The following is a 17051-nucleotide window of genomic DNA, read 5'->3' as shown; positions in this document are numbered from 1 at the left end:
CGGGTGAGAGGATGTCCACACACTCAGCGTCGAAGTCGTTTCAGCATCGCCCGCCAGCAGACACAGGGGAGTGTTTCTGTCCGATTCACGCCAACGGTGACCCGTTCACCGCACCCCTCGGGATTCGATTTGCCGATCACGTCGCCGTCGAGCCAATCGACAGAGAGACCGCAGCCGCCGTCTACGAGGCGCATCACTCTTATATGGGGTCGCTGCCGTCGGTCAACCTCACCCACCACGGGCTGTACTTTCAGGACACGTTGGTCGGGGCCATCACCTACCGCTACCCGCTCATCTCGAAGAAGCGAATCCGGTACGGCGTCGACGGCCAGCTCTGTCCTGAACCAGTCGAGATCGACAGTCTTCCAGCAGAGATACGAACGACTGCCCGACGGGTGCTTCCGTCGACGGACACACCAGTCGTTGACAGTGAGGTGATTTCTGGGGACTCGCTCGTCGAGGCCGCGCGGATCTGCATGGGCGTTCGGATGCCAAACCTCGCGTCGGCGGCGCTGGCCCGCTCACAGGAGCACTTCTTGCAGAGTGACGACCGTGACACTCGCTTCTTCTTAACGTGGGTGCGCTCGGACTACGACGGCGCGATGGTTCGGGCGCTGCAAGACAAGGGCTGGACCTGTACGGGCTATCGAGAACCAGGGCAAGCGAGCAACCGCGAGAACAAGCCGATTCGTGAGCGATACAAGTGGCGGTTTCTCTGTCCCATCGAAACTGCTCGCAAGCAGTCAACACTTGCACGGTGGTCTCAGTGATCGACGTCCAGCCCGAGGCAACGGCTGAGTGCTGTCGGTTCTGTGGGGATAGAGCCGATATCTTCGGCGAGGCGTACACCTACGTCCGGTGGCCCGACGAGGTCGACCGAGAAGACGGCGTGTTCCGATTCGCGATTTGCCGGGAGTGTGCGCTTCAGGACCGCGACAACGTCGAGCAGGCCGCTTCGCTCTTCCACGAGGCAGATCGGGACTATCTCGTCACCTGCGATGTCTGTGGAGCCGTAGGGTGCCGGTCTGCCAGCACTCGCCGGCCAGCAGCGGAGACGTATCGGCTCGCGAGCGTCATCTCCTGGTCGGTGAGTATCAACGGCTTCGACGGGGCAACGCACTCTTGTAGTGAGTGCAGTCCCATCGTGACGGTCGACTGTATGAAACGTCCCAACCGGACATACGATGATGAACAGCCGCGTCTCGTTGAACCGCCGTTTGACGCAGTTGCGAAGACAGCAGACGATGCTCCGGCAGACAGTACACAGGTTGAGATCGGCGGGTGGACTGGATAGCCGACGGTAGTTCCCTGAAACCGGTGGCCTAATCCGTTAATGAGCAGTACAGGTGAACTACTTACTGCGGGTTACATAGACCGACTCAGAATAGGTCGATACCAGCACCAAGGGCAAAACCGACCCCCAGTGCGAGCGTTGAGTAAAGGGCTTGTTTGCTGGTAGCACGAAAAACACCGGAAAGCATTATCCCGGTTGAGCAACCGAAGAGGAGACTATGAACTACTGTCTCCTCACTTCCGACCGACCCTGATGATGCTACGACTTCAACGAGGATTATGCCAGCGAAACCGAGCAGAAAGAGGGCTCCGTCTCGCCGTATGTTCCGTTCTTGCCGCTCAATCATATAGCACCGTTGAGAGGATACTTGAATAGGCTTTGTCATTCGCTTTGCTAAGTTCGCAATTTTATTGAGCAGGTATTTCAGCCAACACAGTAAGCACAAACTCCGTTCACAGCGGCAGCAACCCCCCATTTTGTGTTCCTCTGGCGGGTGAGAGGATGTCTCGAAATATGTCCTGCCGTCGTTCGGAAGACCTGTCACAGCCAACCATCCCGAAGTTCGTCGAGTCCATCGCGACGACTGTTCGAGGACAGCCCGACAGCGTCGGTGTTGAAGCAGTTGTCCTCCGTGCGGTGGCCCGGCGCTCAGACAGCATTGACCTCCCGGACGTACTCGAACTTCGGTCGCTCTTGGACGTCAACAGTGAGCAGGTAGACACGCTAGAGGAACAGGTCACGAGTATCATCAGCGCCATCGACGCCGAACTCGCTGGTTTAGACCGCCGGGAGGTCGCTGCATGAACGCAGCAGGAACGGCCACGTTGGGTGATTTCGACGCTGGTGGCCCACGCTCGGATACGCTGATTGACAGACAGAGCGCGGCACAAGAAGCCGCTGCCGGCGAGTGGGAATTTCTCGCTGCTGGCAACGACACGATCGGGTGGCACATTCCCGACACCGGAGCGACAGTCTTGCTGAAATACAGTGACGCTGGCTGGACGCTCGAACGGGCGACCAGACTGGTCGGGACGCGGCGGTCACTCGACGCCGGGCTGGAGCTTGCCAGCTCGTACATGGCAGACAGACCGGAGGGAGCGTCACCATGGCGATGATTGAGCGCGAGCAGTGGCGTCGCGAGGAACGCCACCGTGTTCCGGCAGCACTGGCACGCGCCCGGTTCTGGCAGCCGGTTGCGCCACACAAAATCGGCTTCTGGGACGCCGTCGACGAGACGCTTCTGGCTGATTATCCGGGCTGTCGGTACACGCGCAAGACAACGCTCGATGACTTCCGGGGAGAAGATGCATGAGCGACACTTCTGACCCAATTCTCGACAAACTCCCTCCAGAGCGGTTGCTGGACGCCGATCATCTCCAGCCAATCGTCGCCGGCATCAACTGTATGCACTCAATGGAGACGATCCAGCAGTATCTCGCCTACGAAAACCAGCACGAGAACCGGACGCCAGTCCAGTCTCGCCTCCGAGAGCGGGCACGCGAGATCCGTCGCGATGAATCGGATACCGAGGAGCAAGCCGTCGCATAATTTCTGTGCCCCAACGGAGTGAGGGGCGTCCCACAGAGGGCGCTCCGCCAAACCGACTATGTGTGAAAACAAGACAGACGAGACGGCTGTACAGCAGTGCGACGACCTCGATATCGACCCTGATGCCGTGGATATCGGTGATGGACTGAAAACGGCTGAGGGCACGTCTGCACTCGCCGTCGTCGGTGTTGACGCTGAAAAGGAGCGGGTGAAGGTGTACTCCCCGTCCGGTGAGCTGACGGTCAATCGCTGGGTGAGCATGGACCTGTTCAGCGTCCACTCCCCGAACGAGGACATCCAGACTGACGCCGACCGCGAAGCGTGGCTGAACGAGACGCTGCCGAAGAAGGCCACGCATATCGACGGGAACGTGTACCCACTCAGGTATGCCATCGACGAGAACGGGAACGTAATCGCGGAATAATCGAGGAGCCGTACCAGCCACTCTTTCGCTCACTCTCACGCTCACGGTTCCCGAGCGCAAGCGCTCGGGGACACGCTCCACCTTGGACCGGCAAGCCGGTCCGGCGGTCCCGCTTCTGGAGGCAGGTAAGGTTCATGCCGATGAATCGGATGGCTGGGAACGAGCCATCGTATAATTTCTGTGCCCCAGTGGGGTGCGGGGCGTCCCACTGAGGGCGCTCTGCCGACTGACTATGAGTAAGAACAAGACAGACAAGACGGCTGCACAGCAGTACGACAACTACCCCGATCCCGACGCCATCGTTCACTTTGGCGATGTCTCGGAGGAACTGGTCGAGTTGGTCGAGGAAACGCTAGAGACTTCGAAGTTCCTGTCGGCCTCTCGCGACGACCTGCCCGAAACGACGCTGCTCGTCGAGGCGGTCGACAATGAGTGACGACCAGCTGTTCATCGTCGTGGAGGGCGTCGGGCCAGCAGATTTTCCCGAAAACGAGGCGAGTTCCAACAAGCAAGACGAGGCCGTTGCTCTCGCGAATGACATACACGACTTGATCCGGGAAGAGTACGGCAACGAAGAGGTCGAGGGCGTCATCCCGGTGGTCAATCCCGACGCACACGAGCAGATGCAGGCGACCGAACTCTGACAGGCGGCGAAAAGGCAGTTTCTTTAGCCATGGTGCTGGCTGCAACGCCTGCTCAGTATGTATGCGAATTGAATGACCATGCCACCGACATCTATATCAGTATGAAAAAAGTATGAATAGGTATGCCTGAACACAAACGGAAAGTCGGAGATCGGGGGCAGGTGACGATTCCGAAGGAACTGCGAGACCGTCGTGGCATCGAAGGCGGTGACGAAGTTGAATTCGTCGAAGTGAATGACGAGATCATAATCAAACCGCCGACAGATGAGGAACGGCTTGCTGAGGGATACCGAAAGAGAGCCGAGCGGTCTCGTGAGTTGGCTGAAGAAATGGAAGAAGCATCCTCAGAAGCAACCGGGCATCTCGGTGACGCGCCCGGTTGGAGCGAGTGAATTCTGGAGTCAATTGTGCAGGTACGCCGCGGCGACATTGTCATTGTTGAACTGAATCCCACGAAAGGGAGTGAGCAGCAAGGGAAGAGCAGGCCCTGTGTTGTCATCCAGAACGATGTTGGGAATCAGTACTCGCCGACAACCATCATCGCTCCATTCACAAAGCAGTACACGTCTGGAGACACGTACCCGTTCGAGGTAGAAGTACTGGCTTCGGATACTGTCCTTGATCACGATTCAGTGGCAGACCTAAGTCAAATCCGGGTTGTTGACATCGACGAACGTGTAAAAAAGAACATTGGGTCTGTCCCGTCATCAGACATGGTGAAAATCGACTCGGCAATCAAAGATAGCCTCGGCATTTGAGCGAAAAGTTCTGTCAGTGTATAGTCTGCACTGACCACTTCTGTCTGAAATAGAGTTGCGCCTTCACAAACTCTAGTCACCGAATTTTCTGTGCCCCAGCGGGGTGAGGGGCGTCCCACAGAGGGCGTGCCGCCTGTCATTCATGGCTACCACAGAATCCCGTAGCGACGCCGGCAGCATCGACGAGAGCGAACTGGAGAAGGCTGACCCGAACAACCGGACCGTTCGGGCGCTGACCGAAGTCATGACCGTGATGGACTCGATTGGTCGGGCACGAAACGACGACGACCTCTTCCTGGTCAACTCCGGGTCTGGCTCAGAGTACCTTGTCGACACTCGAACAGGGAGTTGCGAATGCAAGTGGAAACAGTTCAACCCCGGCGAGGAGTGCAAGCACCAGAAGCGAGTCGCCTTCGCCACCGGCGAGCGACCTATCCCGCAGTGGGTTGACGACGACGCTCTCGATGGCCAGTTCGGGTTGCACGTCGACGGCGAACCCCGCAAGGCAGTCGCTGACGGCGGAGTCATGCAGGTCCGGTTCGACGACAGCGGCGTCACGGGCCCCAAAGAGGACCCCTTGGCTGTCACCTCCGAGGACGAACCACGCACGAAACGAGCGAAGCAGGAAGATATCGACGTTTCCTTCCTCGCAAAGCCCGGTCGCTACGAGGTTCACTCAGCATCAGATAGCCGGTACGAGGTCGACGTGCTCGAAGAGACGTGCAGTTGTCCCGATGAGGCCGAGCGGTGCAAGCACCGTCGCCGGGTCGAGATCGAGATCGACGCCCAGCGAGTCCCGCGCCCGGATGGAAAACTGCCAGACGCCTAACCGGGGGCCGCAGCGGGTTTTCTGACCTTCTGGTCAGGTGAGAAGATGTCTCGAAATATGTCTTCACAAACTGTCCAGACAGCGTTGTCTGCAGCTACGCCGGGTTGTCCCGAGTGTGGCGGCGAACTCGACAGCACCGGCCGAGAGACGCACTGCGAGGACTGTGGCCTGGTGACCGACCAAGACCAGATCGACCGCAGGCCAGCGTGGCGAACGTACGATCAGGAGGAACAGAAACGGACGGGCGCACCTCGGACGGCCACTCGCCACGACCGGGGCCTGTCGACGAACATCGGAAGCGTCGATAGTGCAGATATCTCTCCGAGACGGCGTCGACGGCTTGCTCGCCAGCGACGACTCCATGGCCGGTCGAAGTTCACCAGCAAGCGCGACCGGAACCTCGCTCACGGGCTTGGCGAAATCCGACGCATTGCGAGTGCGCTGTCTGAGAGCAACGCGGTGAAAGAGCAGGCAGCCACGTTCTTCCGGGAGGCACAGGACAAGGACCTCCTGATCGGACGGTCGATTGAGGGCGGTGCAGCGGCCGCTGTGTACGCCGCCTGCCGGTGCAATGGCCTCGTGACGATGGAGACGGTAGCCGACGTTGCCAGGTGTTCTGCATCGCACGTCTGGAACTGCTACCGGACGTTCCTGACAGAACTTGACCTTCCGATCCCAGTATCGCTCCCGGTGGACTGGGTGGCGCGGATTTGTTCGGACCTTCCATTCGACGTTGCCCCGGACATTCGCCAGCGAGCGCTCGAACTCGCAGAACAGGCAACCGAGTCAACAGCGGTCAACGGACGACCGGATGGAGTCGCAGCCGGCGCTCTGTATCTCGCCGGGAAAGAGTCAGACATCCGGCTCACGCAAGCGACGATCTGCGAGCCGCTGGATGTGCATATTACCACGGCCCGGCAGTGGTTCCAAGAGATCGAGGAGCATATCGTTGCGTGACCGCTCGCGACGGACTATGGCTACTGTCTATGTGTTTTTACAGAAACGGAATTAAATCCACACCGAATAACCTACACCATCGCTACGCCTTATCCGTCAGCATAGAATTCGTCGAAAAGGTCCGAGACGCGCTGTGCTATTTCATCTCGAATCTCGCGGACCTGCTCCATGTCCTGCCCGTCCGGGTCGTCCAGTCCCCAATCGCGGACATCGACAGTCTCGGCGTCGAGTTCGAGTGTTGAACAACCCATCGTGGCGACCACGTCACAGGACTCGAGTTCCTTGGTCGAGACCTCCTGAGGTGTCCGGTCCGAGAGATCGATGTCAAGTTCGCCCATGACAGTGACGACTTCCTCGTGAACACGGTCAGCAGGGTGTGTCCCACCGGTGAGAATCTTAATGCTATCTCCGAGACCCCGCCGCTCACGTTCACGCTCTGCAAAGGCTGTCGACATCTGACTGCGGCCAGCGTTTTGTACACAAACAAATCCAAATTTCATCGTTGAGTCAGCGGACATAGATACTCCATTTACTTTGTCTATCAAGAGTTCTCGTATGTGACCTATATTGACCTCTGTATTTTTCGATAGTTCGTGGAGTCATTTTCGAGACCCATCGAGTGCGACCAACAATGCACTCGCCCGTGGTGTCGTCCGATATTTCCGCCACTTTCCGTCTTTCCGTCGACTCAGGAGTCCGGCGTCGGTGAGCTGGGAGAGCGCGTGACTGATAGCGCTGTCACTCACATCTAGCAGTGGTGAAAACTCACAGACACAGAGCTCCCCATCGGCCATATGCAAAATCCGGACGATTTTGTATCGTGTCTCATTGGCGAGTGCGGACAGCACACTCACATCTGATTCGAGGTCCGGACCGCCCGCGGCTGCGTCAAGTTCTTCCAATTCAGCGAGCCGCTGGGCCGCTTCCTCGTCGCCACAGCCACCTCGTTCATCGGAGAGATACCGCTGTAGCCGCTCGGTTGATGACATACGCACAGATTGAGTAGACAGTAAAGTAAGTGTTGCGTAGTGGGTACTGTATAATTTGACTGTGAAATTCTAAACAATTTAGTAATGACTCAGATTAGCCCGAACCATTGAGTACGGTGGTGCGCTCCGACAGTGCCACTTGGTACAACCAATAGCGTCGGTCACAGCGACGACTCACGAGCGGTGTCATTACTGATGTCTACGTACGAGCGGGTGAACTACGAGAGTGTCGAGTCGGTTTCGGGCACGATGTTGGTCTCAGTGATTCTCTCCAGAGCGAACTAGTCGGCGCATCGATGGTACATTATGATTCTAGCTGGCGGAACAGATCTCATGAACACAGCGAGAACGGCCACGGAGAATACCGCCGCTTCGACGGGCAAGCGACGGTCGTCATCGACGACTCATGGGTGATCGATAGCTTCGTGGGCTGACCAAAGGGTTGAAGTACATATGAACAAATTCTAAATTGAAGCCGGTAGAATAGGAGTGAAGATACAGAACTCAATTCGAACATCCTGACTGTTCGATTGAACGATTTACAAAACTATGACTGAACTCACCCTGTACGAAGAAGCGATGTGTTGTTCCACAGGCGTTTGTGGACCGGACCCCGACGACGAACTCGTCGAGGTCAGCGCCGCCCTCGACCAACTCGAAAACGAGTTCGATGTCGATGTGTCGCGAGCGAATATGCAACACAACATTGAGCAGTTCCTCGAAACCCAGCGAATCGCTGACCTGGTCGAAGAGCACGGCCCGTCGATTCTCCCGATCACCGTCGTTGACGACGAGATCGTCGCCAAAGAGGCGTATCTCTCGTACGACGAGCTTGCATCGACTATCGAGAACTCCGCCGACCCACAGGAAGCGTAGATGGCTACCACACAAACACCAGCCGAAGAAGTTGTCGAGCCGAATAGCGAAGAGACAGAGTTCGTATTCTTCAGCGGGAAGGGCGGCGTCGGCAAGAGCACTGTCAGCTGTGCCACGGCGACGTGGCTGGCCGACAACGACTACGAGACACTGTTGGTAACAACGGATCCAGCCCCGAACCTCTCGGACATTTTCGAGCAGGACATCGGCCACGAGGTAACCACAATCGACGATATCGACAACCTCTCTGCCATCGAAATCGATCCCGACACCGCAGCTGAAGAGTACCGACAGGAAACGATTGAGCCGATGCGGCAACTGCTCGACGACGATCAAATCGAAACAGTCGAAGAGCAGTTGAACAGCCCGTGTGTCGAAGAAATCGCAGCATTCGACAACTTCGTCGAGTTCATGGATAGCCCCGAGTACGACGTGGTCGTCTTCGACACGGCGCCGACCGGCCACACGATTCGGCTGATGGAGCTCCCCTCGGACTGGAACGCCGAACTCGAGAAGGGCGGCTCGACCTGTATCGGTCCCGCCGCCTCCATGGAGGACAAGAAGGCCCAGTACGAGCGAGCCATTGACACCCTGCAGAACGAACAACGGACGACTTTCGCGTTCGTCGGCAAGCCAGAGGATTCCTCACTCGAAGAGATCGAACGCAGTGCGTCGGACCTCGGCGAACTGGGCATCGAATCCCAGTTCCTCGTGATCAACGGGTACCTCCCCGAGTCGGTCTGTGAGGACCCCTTCTTCGAGGGGAAACGCGAGGACGAACAGGCAGTCATTGAACGAGCACAGACCGAGTTCGACGCTGATGCGATGGCGACGTATCCGCTCCAGCCCGGTGAAATCGCCGGACTGGAGCTGCTGTCGGACGTAGGTGGTGTCATCTACGATGGCAACGAGCCTACTGTGGACGTGGGCGCGGCTACTGATGTCGATTCGGGCCACTCCGTCGATATCGATACGCTAGCCGACCCGGAATCGGTCGCCGACCAACTCCAGCCGGGAGATGGTACGCGGTACCTGTTCTTCACCGGGAAAGGCGGTGTCGGCAAGAGTACCGTGGCCGCAACGTCGGCAACGAAACTCGCCGAAGCTGGCTACGAGACGCTGGTCGTGACGACCGACCCAGCTGCCCACCTGGAGGATATCTTCGGCGAAACTGTCGGTCACGAGCCGACGTCGGTGAGTCAATCGAACCTCGACGCAGCACGAATCGACCAAGAGAAAGCCCTCGAAGAGTACCGAACGCAGGTGCTGGACCACGTCCACGAGATGTACGAGGACAAGGATGACACCGAGCTAGATGTCGAAGCTGCGATCGCGAACGTCGAGGAAGAGCTCGAATCGCCGTGCGCTGAGGAGATGGCCGCACTGGAGAAGTTCGTGAGCTACTTCCAGAAAGATGGCTACGATATCGTAGTCTTCGACACCGCTCCGACGGGCCATACGCTTCGCTTGCTGGAGTTGCCGTCGGACTGGAAGGGGTTCATGGACCTGGGCTCGCTGACGAAGGGGGCCGCACCGGCAAAGGGCGACCAGTACGACGAGGTCATCGAGACGATGCAAGACCCCGACCGGAGTTCGTTCGCGTTCGTCATGTATCCCGAGTTCACGCCCATGATGGAGGCCTACCGAGCGGCCGAGGACCTCAAAGACCAGGTCGGTATCGAGACGGCCTTCGTCGTCGCGAACTATCTCCTGCCCGAGGAATACGGTGACAATGCCTTCTTCGCGAATCGGCGGGCTCAGCAGGAAAAGTATCTCGGGGAGATCAAGGACAATTTCGAGACCCCGATGATGCTCGCGCCGCTGCGCCGGGACGAGCCGGTCGGGCTGGACGAACTGCGCGCCTTCGGTGACGAGATTACCGGCCTCTCGGAACTCACGAAGAAACAGGAGGTGAGGATGTCATGAGTGAGCTCCAGTTCGAGGAGCAAGCCGTCGAAGACAAGTTCCAAACGTTCATACAGACACTCACAGACTCCGAGACATATCGCGAATTCGCCGAGGCGAGCGAAGCACTTGATGAGGACTCGGAAGCTACAGCGTTACTCCACGAATTTGACCAGAAACAGGAACAGATGCAACAGGGTGAGTTCGACCAGTCGGTGATGAGCGAACTGCAGGACCTCAAATCGGAGATGGCAGATAACGACACTATCCAGCGACACCGCGAAGCACGAGAAGCGCTCGTCGAACTCTTGCAGGATACCAACGAGGTAATAACTGAGCAAATCGGTCGGAAATTCGCTCAGTCAACTGGGGGTGGCTGCTGTTGAGTATTACTGACGAAGACGTGCTGGAAGCGGCCGAAGCACTGGGGGAGGAACTAGCGCAGAAACAATCCAAAGCGATCGATTCTGAGTTTGAGACGATACTAGAGGAGTGTAGCAAGGCGATCAGCGAGGAGACCGGAATCAAGTACGACGATGCCTGTGACACCGGCGGCTGCTGTTAAGAACTGACAGCGATATCGGTAGTTCTTCGTATCATATTTCGCGCTTTTAGACTTACTCCTAACCAACTCAACCTACAAAGTTTTCAATTGGGGTTTAGATCATGTCAGATTAGACGTATTGAAGACACACATCAAAATCCATTCTCTGAGGTTGTATGCGTGTGTGCTTACGCATGATGCCTCAGTGCTTGAAATACACAGAATCGAACAGCAGAGCGGTGCTTACACGGCTGACGACGACTGACCCTCGTTTGTTCGCTTTGGAAGGTTGAGACCGCCGAGGGCAGCGTGTTGGCGGAGAACACAGAGATGTGGGCAGACGGTCGTCGCCTGGAAGACTTCGCAGCTGCACCAGCCGGCGTGGGTCCCGTTGGGATGCTCGGCCAGCGAGCAGTTCACAGGACAGTCGCCGTCGACGGAGACGAGAAACAGGTCCGGGCGACCGCCCTTCGTTACGTCGACATCGGCATCGAGGGCAGCGTTCCACGTTGCTGACCGGTCGTCACGAATCCGCTGGAAGTCAAGATCACGGGTGCCACTTGGCTGGCGGGATATCCACTGTTTTGGTGGCGAACACTCGCTAGTCGTGGTGGGGGACTCGGCTGTTTTCATGGTGAGTCCGTGTACTAACACATATACCCTCAAACAGCAAAAAAGTTGCTATAGAGGCGATACAGAGCGGATTTTGTGTTTCTCTAGTGGCTGATAGAATCCAACAATGAGTAGTGGATACCGACGAGGGAATACCGGGCCGAAAAAGTTGAAGTGGCGCTGGAAAGATGAGACTGACAATCGTTCTTTGCCCCAGTCGTGGGCCGACAACGGTCGCACAGAATCTCCCAAAGAGAACGAAGTGCAGTTGTACCCAATCCAGTGCCGGGCTGGACTCTTACTTGAGTGGCTGGTCAATACACGAACAGGGAAACTGCTCAGGGGCCCGCTGAGCGAGAAGCCGGGAATTCGTGTTTTGTACGTCACAGCTGACGGTGAGTATGCGGTCATGAGGCAGTTGGAGGCCCGCGAAATTGACGATAGCTGGAGGCCGCCCAAGCAGTTCACCAGCACCATCGCGAAGCATCTTGAGGAGGCTGATCCAGTTCCAGACTCCAGCCAAGACCACTATCGACGGGGGGTCGAAGACCTGTACGACCCGTTGTAGCCGCTGTAGAACGGTTTCTTTGCTCATGACGGCGATTGAAACGACCGCTCAGTGAGCGTGCGAATTGACCGCTGTGAGTCCTGTCAGTTTCAGGTGTTATTCAGAGCGCGTATGCATCACTGCTTGTGCAGCGAGAACAGAGAATATGATCGGCCGATACAGATGTTGATCACGAGCGTTTTTTGACGGCAATAATTTTATGACGTTCTCAGACAAATGCTGACATAGACAGACACTAATGCCAATCAGAATCGACTCCAGCGGAGGGGATACGCCGCCCGTTAAACCGGGCACGAACGCCCACAAACTGCTCACGGTGTTGCTTGACCATCCTGACATGGGGTTCAGCCCGAAGGAACTGACAGAACTGACCGATGTTCCGCATTCCAGCGTCCACAAGACCCTCTCCCGACTCCAAGAGAAGGGCCTCGTTCGGAAGGTTGATTCCTACTGGGCGGTTGCCAAGGACGTCGCAGCCTCGGAGATTGCGAACGCAGTGAGCCTCCAGCAAATCGAGGCCGAGTATGGCGACGACGCTTACGGTGACGATGACGAGTGGGCCGACGAAGCGCCGGATTTAGGAGAAAACGCGTAGGATGACCTACGCACAAGGCAGTGTCGTCCTCGCGCCAGCAACGTTCAAAAGCGGGGTCCGACCGTATCTCGTCGTCTCGAATCGGAACCGACCGTTCTTCGGCGATCGATATACGGTTGCAGTCATCACGTCGACCGAGCGGGAGACGGCAGTTGAATTGACGGCCGATTCGCTCACCGAAGGCGAACTGAAGACGTATCCGAGTTACGTGAGTCCGTGGTCGCTGCACGTCTTTCCCCACCAAGAGATCACCAAGCGTGTGGCGCAGGTCGACGACTCAACGATGACTATCATCGCAGACGGTATACAGGAACTGACCCGAGTACTGTAAATCAATAACGCTGGTTGGTGGTCACCCTGTACTGACCAGATCATTCCACAAGTAGAATTCCCAGAGCGACGTTCTCCGGCAGGCCAGATTTTGTGCCTCTCTGGTGGCTGAGAGAGCATGGCTTCGCCACAGATCGACGTCGACGAGATTGTTGCAACGCTTGAGCAAATTCGCCAGCGCAGGCACAGCGCGCACACGGTCTTCAGAGACTGGGTCAACCTCATGCTGTTCGCACTGCAGGACCGAGACGATCCGTATCTAGAGATTGTCGACGACTATCGCGAGCGTGGCGATATGGACCATCCAGACGGACAGCGCTCGGTCGACCTCTTCGCCAAGGCGTTCGGCCAGCTCCAAGAACGGATGGCGGCTACCGACGCCGACGTTCTGGGTGCTGTCTACGAGGAATACGGGATGTCCAGCGATGCGTTCGGCCAGCACTTCACGCCCCACTCTGTTTGTGAGACGATGGCTGAGATCGCCGGCGTCGGAGGCGAGAGCGATACCGATGATAGACAGACGGTCCTTGACCCGGCCTGTGGGAGCGGTCGAACACTGCTGGTCGCCGGTCGAAAGCAGCCAGACGCGCTGTTTGTCGGACAAGACAAGGACCCACTGTGTGCCCGAATGACGGCGTTGAACTGCTGTTTCCTGAATCTGGACGCCTACGTTATTCAGGGTGACTCACTCACTGTCGAGTTCCAGCGAGCGTGGCAGACCTCGTACTCTTCGCTGGGTGGGAGCGTTCGCGAGCTAGACGACGAGGAGGTCGAAGGAGACAACCAGCCCCGTCCAGCGCAGGGGACAGACACGGGCGCGGAAGAGCGAACACCACGCGTCGGGATGTCTGTTCCGAGTGAGCAGGCCAGTCTGGGTGCGTTCGAGAGTGGCGATTGAGGGCTGTTTTGTGTGCCCCGGTCGGGTGCGGGGCGTTCCAGTGAAAGCGTCCCCGAGAAGACCCATGTCAAGTGAACCAGACACAGAGCCAGACACGGCTCCAGACTCAGTTGAAAAGGTCGAACGAACGGACTGTGGGTGCAGTATGGAGGCCCGGATGAAACGAGGAACCGGGACGCGAGACGAAGACAGTATGACGATTAAGTCGAAGGGTGAGACTGCCGAGGAGACGATCGAGGAGTTCTACAAGCTCTTGGAAGAGTACGAGCAGGAAATTGGTGGTCGGCTTCGGGATGTTCAGCCCGAGGAGGACGAGGCAGGCGAGTAAGACTCTCTGTATTTTTATTCCCCACCGCCGATGATATCGTTTGCCGTGAACTCAAGTGAATTACGGTGAGGCAGTTACCTCTAGTCTACAGTCGCACCCCTCATTGCCGCTGTAACAGGGTGTCATAAAACGATTCACACACCTCAGTAGCTTCCGGAAAAGCGGTCTCTGAGAGAAGGAGATTGTTACTGCTATCCAGAAACGGTTAGAGCAGTCCTCTCAGTCTGGAAAACCATGTCAACTGTTCTATGACACCCTTCTGTTTACGTATCCGCATACCAAGGAAGTCCAATGTGATGTGCGATATCACAACAATCTACGCCCCAATTTGTGATATCAGAATGACAAACGATAAGAATCGCGCCATCGGTTAGTTCCCTAACTTTCCAGGCGGGAGCAGAGAGCAACGTCTCGCGGCCATAATATTCGACCATCGACGGTGTGAAAATTGACAGCCAACTCAGATGGTCATATGTGTCATGCGCCAGTGACTTCGCGGTAAACGGTGGGCGTTCCAAATGGTGTTCGTGAGGCGGCGTAATTGCAATAGCCGCGAGTGGTGGCTTATCTGTTGCTTTGTACCCAGTAACAACGACATCGATCAGCGTATGCAATGGATGGCCACTTTCTGTGTTGGTTCCGTCGGCTAATCCTGCCAGACTCCCGAGATAGTATTCCACCATCGGAGCATACATTAGATTCCACTCGTCACCCGCTGTTTCATACTCATAATTGTGTAAATCAGACATTCCCGTGATTTCAGGAATATCTGCGCTACTGATCTGGAAGTTACCAACGCTGGTTTCAACAAACGGTAAGGCCACGTTGAACTGGTCCCCATTTTCGAACGCCTTCAAATGTTGGTCTTTCAGCTCTTCGGCATCTCCTTGTCTATACGGGAACTGAATGGTGAGATAATCATCGGACATTGATTTTAATTGGGGTATTTTTGTAGCGTCGCCTTCTCTAGACCACGGGTATTTTGGATTACTCGCCCGACTTTGTTAAGATCAGGGCCTCCCGGGCGGCCATCACTGAATCTACTTGGACGGCCAACAACTTTCATAATGCCGTCGTTCGGTTCAATATTCCCGTTTAGCTGGTTCGCTTTATACCGAATTGTTTTACTACGTATATCCGTCCAACTGATTCGGTCTTTTGCCTTTGCCTCAACGTAGTCTCCATTCTTTTTCAATACGTCTACTTCCATTGTTTTCGGAGTGCCATCTGGATCTGGGCTTACTGCGTCCTTGATAATCCGTTCTTTTGCTGCACGGGTGTCGGCATCCGGAAAGTGAATCTCCTTGATTAGTTGGTCAATTTGATCATCGCTGAGATCACTATAATCGACTGTATCAATCTCTCTGCCTATTTCATCGATATTGTTGAGATTGTCTACACGCTCATTAGCAACACGAAACTCGTACATCGCACCCTCAACGTTCCCTGCCTCACCATTTGTGACGATATCCTCCGAAATGACGTGTTCTACACCATCCACATCTGCCTCCCGAAGTGATTCGAGATCACGTCCGAACGTCTCGATTTGATTCTTCCGAATATCGCCGTTATCATACAGCTCGGTTATCCGTTTCCGCATCCCTCGAGCGCTTTCACCATCGTAGTCAAGTAGATTATTCAACGCGTTGTCATCGAGTTCGTCAACGAGCTTGACACCAGCACCGTCGGTCTCAGCGATGAGTTGCTTGGCCCGGCGTTGCCGAGTACCGTCAAGCTCGTCGACTTTCCGGACAACTCGCTTGAGTTGCTTGTTGGAAGCAACACTATCGCTGTTGGCTGCTCGAATGACTGCCCGATCATAGGCGTCGTCTACATCACCGGAGCCATCTGCGATGAGCCGCACTGTCTGCGGGTCAGCGCTGGTAGCTTCTGCAACATCGCTGGCACGTACATTGTCGCCGTTTTTCCAAGCCTTATATAAGTCCGCACGCGCCGCTTCGTCGAGGTCATCGCTCAAGAACGCCGCCTGCTGGCCGTCGTCCATCCGACGCAGCATCCGTGAGACCTGCTTGGGATTGTTCTCGGCCATCAGCTTCCCGGCGGCCTCCAGTTCCGACGGTGAGCGACCGCCAAGGTCGGCATCTCGGAAGTATCGGGCTGAGAGCTTCCGTTGTTTGGTATTCAGATCGTATACCTTCTGAGGTGTCCGAGCGTGCGCCTGATAGTTGAAAAGACGGTTTCACACATCGCTCGTTGGGGTATCGAGGCCCATTGATCCGCGCGTTGTGAGCGTGATCGATGGGTCGGAACTCACGATGTCTGATAAGTGGTCTTACACCTTCCCGCCGAGGTTGTTCGGTTCAGGGCAATGGCTTGACGAACGAAAAGAGGGAGCCATATACGAGCCGTCTGAATGTATGTGTTTACCCTCAGCAAATCACAAGACAGCACGGGATTTCGATCACGGCCAGATTCGGTGGTTCAGCGGTGTAATCTCGGTGATACCAACGCCATCTGTCGATTCTTGAGATCACCGCGGAAGAGCTTCACTTATAAATACCATTTTCCCCCTGATTTCAACCGTCTCAGACACCTGAAACCGCTCTTTGTGGGGGTGAACACGCACGTCTGAATTATCGTGTATAGCCAGTTTCGGTAACTTCCCCAGTATCCACATCGATCCGGTATCCGTATCCGTTCCAGTTGGTCACTCGCAAGTTTCCGTCCACGACGTTCAAACTTTTGTAAGATCGCTGTTCCCGCTCCTCAGGAGGTGATTCAATCTCCCAGACCTTGTTCCCGTCCTTGTCGAATGCAAGCACGTTCGTTGGGTGCTGTTCATTTGGTGAGACATACAGTAGAACGACGACTATTTCTCCGTACCCAAGAACATCGACGATCTCTCTCCCGACCTCGATTTCCTTCCCTTCAAAAACGACAGTACCATCATCATATTGAGCCATATTGTTTCGTTACGATCTTGTGGACAAA

At 56.1% G+C, this 17051-nt stretch carries 29 protein-coding genes and 2 pseudogenes; 23 read left to right on the top strand and 8 right to left on the bottom strand.

Annotation, left to right across the window (positions count from 1 at the left end):
- The first annotated feature begins 11 nt into the window (after nt 1-11).
- On the top strand, nt 12-770 hold the full coding sequence (locus SG26_RS01210; RefSeq protein WP_050036628.1) for a hypothetical protein: 759 nt from the start codon (nt 12-14) through the stop codon (nt 768-770).
- Nucleotides 767-1294 (top strand): hypothetical protein, encoded by a 528-nt coding sequence (locus SG26_RS01205; protein WP_175055133.1) that lies wholly within the window; start codon nt 767-769, stop codon nt 1292-1294. Before SG26_RS01210 ends, SG26_RS01205 begins: the two co-directional genes overlap by 4 nt.
- Before the next feature lie 85 nt (nt 1295-1379).
- Here the strand turns inward: SG26_RS01205 and SG26_RS01200 are convergent, their stop codons facing one another.
- A complete protein-coding gene (locus SG26_RS01200; RefSeq protein WP_050036626.1) occupies nt 1380-1640 on the bottom strand; it encodes a hypothetical protein in 261 nt (86 codons plus the stop codon).
- 167 nt (nt 1641-1807) lie between these two features.
- Here SG26_RS01200 and SG26_RS01195 point away from each other — a divergent pair, with 167 nt between their 5' ends.
- The 11 genes from SG26_RS01195 to SG26_RS01145 all read left to right on the top strand — a co-directional run bounded on the left by SG26_RS01195 (nt 1808) and on the right by SG26_RS01145 (nt 6454).
- A complete protein-coding gene (locus SG26_RS01195; RefSeq protein ID WP_050036625.1) occupies nt 1808-2098 on the top strand; it encodes a hypothetical protein in 291 nt (96 codons plus the stop codon).
- Nucleotides 2095-2409: a hypothetical protein gene (locus SG26_RS01190; protein WP_050036624.1), complete on the top strand. Its 315-nt coding sequence runs from the start codon at nt 2095-2097 to the stop codon at nt 2407-2409. Before SG26_RS01195 ends, SG26_RS01190 begins: the two co-directional genes overlap by 4 nt.
- Entirely contained in the window at nt 2400-2606 is a 207-nt protein-coding gene (locus SG26_RS01185; protein WP_050036623.1) for a hypothetical protein, read from the top strand. The genes SG26_RS01190 and SG26_RS01185 overlap by 10 nt, the downstream gene beginning before the upstream one ends.
- The gene (locus tag SG26_RS01180; RefSeq protein ID WP_050036622.1) at nt 2603-2842 is read left to right on the top strand and encodes a hypothetical protein; all 240 of its coding nucleotides are present in this window, start codon (nt 2603-2605) and stop codon (nt 2840-2842) included. Before SG26_RS01185 ends, SG26_RS01180 begins: the two co-directional genes overlap by 4 nt.
- 58 nt (nt 2843-2900) lie before the next feature.
- Complete coding sequence (locus SG26_RS01175) at nt 2901-3266, top strand: hypothetical protein (protein ID WP_050036621.1); 366 nt, start codon at nt 2901-2903, stop codon at nt 3264-3266.
- Nucleotides 3267-3498: 232 nt separating this feature from the next.
- Complete coding sequence (locus SG26_RS01170; RefSeq protein WP_007188966.1) at nt 3499-3702, top strand: hypothetical protein; 204 nt, start codon at nt 3499-3501, stop codon at nt 3700-3702.
- The gene (locus tag SG26_RS01165; protein ID WP_007188967.1) at nt 3695-3910 is read left to right on the top strand and encodes a hypothetical protein; all 216 of its coding nucleotides are present in this window, start codon (nt 3695-3697) and stop codon (nt 3908-3910) included. Before SG26_RS01170 ends, SG26_RS01165 begins: the two co-directional genes overlap by 8 nt.
- A gap of 122 nt (nt 3911-4032) precedes the next feature.
- Nucleotides 4033-4302 (top strand): AbrB/MazE/SpoVT family DNA-binding domain-containing protein, encoded by a 270-nt coding sequence (locus SG26_RS01160; protein ID WP_007188968.1) that lies wholly within the window; start codon nt 4033-4035, stop codon nt 4300-4302.
- Nucleotides 4303-4317: 15 nt separating this feature from the next.
- Complete coding sequence (locus SG26_RS01155) at nt 4318-4668, top strand: type II toxin-antitoxin system PemK/MazF family toxin (RefSeq protein WP_004966192.1); 351 nt, start codon at nt 4318-4320, stop codon at nt 4666-4668.
- A gap of 142 nt (nt 4669-4810) precedes the next feature.
- Nucleotides 4811-5497 (top strand): hypothetical protein, encoded by a 687-nt coding sequence (locus tag SG26_RS01150; protein WP_050036620.1) that lies wholly within the window; start codon nt 4811-4813, stop codon nt 5495-5497.
- 57 nt (nt 5498-5554) lie between these two features.
- On the top strand, nt 5555-6454 hold the full coding sequence (locus tag SG26_RS01145) for a transcription initiation factor IIB family protein (protein WP_050038227.1): 900 nt from the start codon (nt 5555-5557) through the stop codon (nt 6452-6454).
- Nucleotides 6455-6543: 89 nt separating this feature from the next.
- On the opposite strand, the gene SG26_RS01140 is transcribed toward SG26_RS01145, so the two are convergent.
- Entirely contained in the window at nt 6544-6972 is a 429-nt protein-coding gene (locus SG26_RS01140; protein ID WP_050036619.1) for a low molecular weight phosphatase family protein, read from the bottom strand.
- An 81-nt stretch (nt 6973-7053) separates the two neighbouring features.
- Nucleotides 7054-7443, bottom strand: a complete 390-nt coding sequence (locus tag SG26_RS01135; RefSeq protein WP_007188973.1) for a metalloregulator ArsR/SmtB family transcription factor — start codon at nt 7441-7443, stop codon at nt 7054-7056.
- A gap of 549 nt (nt 7444-7992) precedes the next feature.
- On the opposite strand from SG26_RS01135, the gene arsD reads away from it, so the two are divergent.
- From arsD to SG26_RS22165, 5 genes and pseudogenes are all read left to right on the top strand, one after another.
- Complete coding sequence (arsD, locus tag SG26_RS01130; protein WP_050036618.1) at nt 7993-8319, top strand: arsenite efflux transporter metallochaperone ArsD; 327 nt, start codon at nt 7993-7995, stop codon at nt 8317-8319.
- Nucleotides 8320-10245 (top strand): arsenical pump-driving ATPase, encoded by a 1926-nt coding sequence (gene arsA / locus SG26_RS01125; protein WP_050036617.1) that lies wholly within the window; start codon nt 8320-8322, stop codon nt 10243-10245.
- The gene (gene hcsL / locus SG26_RS01120) at nt 10242-10610 is read left to right on the top strand and encodes a halo-CC-star protein HcsL (RefSeq protein ID WP_050036616.1); all 369 of its coding nucleotides are present in this window, start codon (nt 10242-10244) and stop codon (nt 10608-10610) included. Before arsA ends, hcsL begins: the two co-directional genes overlap by 4 nt.
- The gene (hcsS, locus tag SG26_RS01115; protein WP_175055132.1) at nt 10607-10789 is read left to right on the top strand and encodes a halo-CC-star protein HcsS; all 183 of its coding nucleotides are present in this window, start codon (nt 10607-10609) and stop codon (nt 10787-10789) included. Before hcsL ends, hcsS begins: the two co-directional genes overlap by 4 nt.
- A 157-nt stretch (nt 10790-10946) precedes the next feature.
- Nucleotides 10947-11033 (top strand): annotated as a pseudogene (locus SG26_RS22165) (type II toxin-antitoxin system RelE/ParE family toxin); the annotation flags it as partial.
- Here SG26_RS22165 and SG26_RS01110 read toward each other — a convergent pair.
- Nucleotides 11012-11401 carry a hypothetical protein gene (locus tag SG26_RS01110; RefSeq protein WP_050036614.1) on the bottom strand — a complete coding sequence of 130 codons (390 nt, stop codon included), beginning with the start codon at nt 11399-11401 and terminating at the stop codon, nt 11012-11014. The pseudogene SG26_RS22165 and the gene SG26_RS01110 sit on opposite strands and share 22 nt — an antisense overlap.
- 106 nt (nt 11402-11507) lie before the next feature.
- Between SG26_RS01110 and SG26_RS22160 the strand changes: the two genes are divergently transcribed.
- The 5 genes from SG26_RS22160 to SG26_RS01085 all read left to right on the top strand — a co-directional run bounded on the left by SG26_RS22160 (nt 11508) and on the right by SG26_RS01085 (nt 14099).
- Nucleotides 11508-11948 (top strand): hypothetical protein, encoded by a 441-nt coding sequence (locus SG26_RS22160; RefSeq protein ID WP_050036613.1) that lies wholly within the window; start codon nt 11508-11510, stop codon nt 11946-11948.
- 238 nt (nt 11949-12186) lie between these two features.
- A complete protein-coding gene (locus SG26_RS01100) occupies nt 12187-12543 on the top strand; it encodes a helix-turn-helix domain-containing protein (protein ID WP_050036612.1) in 357 nt (118 codons plus the stop codon).
- Nucleotide 12544: 1 nt separating this feature from the next.
- Entirely contained in the window at nt 12545-12874 is a 330-nt protein-coding gene (locus SG26_RS01095) for a type II toxin-antitoxin system PemK/MazF family toxin (RefSeq protein ID WP_050036611.1), read from the top strand.
- A 117-nt stretch (nt 12875-12991) separates the two neighbouring features.
- Nucleotides 12992-13771, top strand: a complete 780-nt coding sequence (locus tag SG26_RS01090) for an N-6 DNA methylase (protein WP_050036610.1) — start codon at nt 12992-12994, stop codon at nt 13769-13771.
- A gap of 64 nt (nt 13772-13835) precedes the next feature.
- Entirely contained in the window at nt 13836-14099 is a 264-nt protein-coding gene (locus tag SG26_RS01085; protein WP_050036609.1) for a hypothetical protein, read from the top strand.
- A gap of 263 nt (nt 14100-14362) precedes the next feature.
- On the opposite strand, the gene SG26_RS01080 is transcribed toward SG26_RS01085, so the two are convergent.
- From SG26_RS01080 to SG26_RS01070, 4 genes and pseudogenes are all read right to left on the bottom strand, one after another.
- Entirely contained in the window at nt 14363-15028 is a 666-nt protein-coding gene (locus SG26_RS01080; RefSeq protein ID WP_050036608.1) for a hypothetical protein, read from the bottom strand.
- A gap of 5 nt (nt 15029-15033) precedes the next feature.
- Nucleotides 15034-16149: a hypothetical protein gene (locus SG26_RS01075; RefSeq protein WP_050036607.1), complete on the bottom strand. Its 1116-nt coding sequence runs from the start codon at nt 16147-16149 to the stop codon at nt 15034-15036.
- Between the two features lie 116 nt (nt 16150-16265).
- A pseudogene (locus tag SG26_RS20590) lies at nt 16266-16417 on the bottom strand (IS5/IS1182 family transposase); the annotation flags it as partial.
- 276 nt (nt 16418-16693) lie between these two features.
- Entirely contained in the window at nt 16694-17023 is a 330-nt protein-coding gene (locus SG26_RS01070) for a hypothetical protein (protein WP_050036606.1), read from the bottom strand.
- Nucleotides 17024-17051: the final 28 nt, after the last annotated feature.

Source organism: Haloarcula sp. CBA1115 (assembly GCF_000827835.1).
GTDB classification, from domain to species: Archaea; Halobacteriota; Halobacteria; order Halobacteriales; family Haloarculaceae; genus Haloarcula; species Haloarcula hispanica.
Note: the sequence above shows the minus strand (reverse complement) of the source record. Positions and strands in the feature narration are given on the sequence as shown.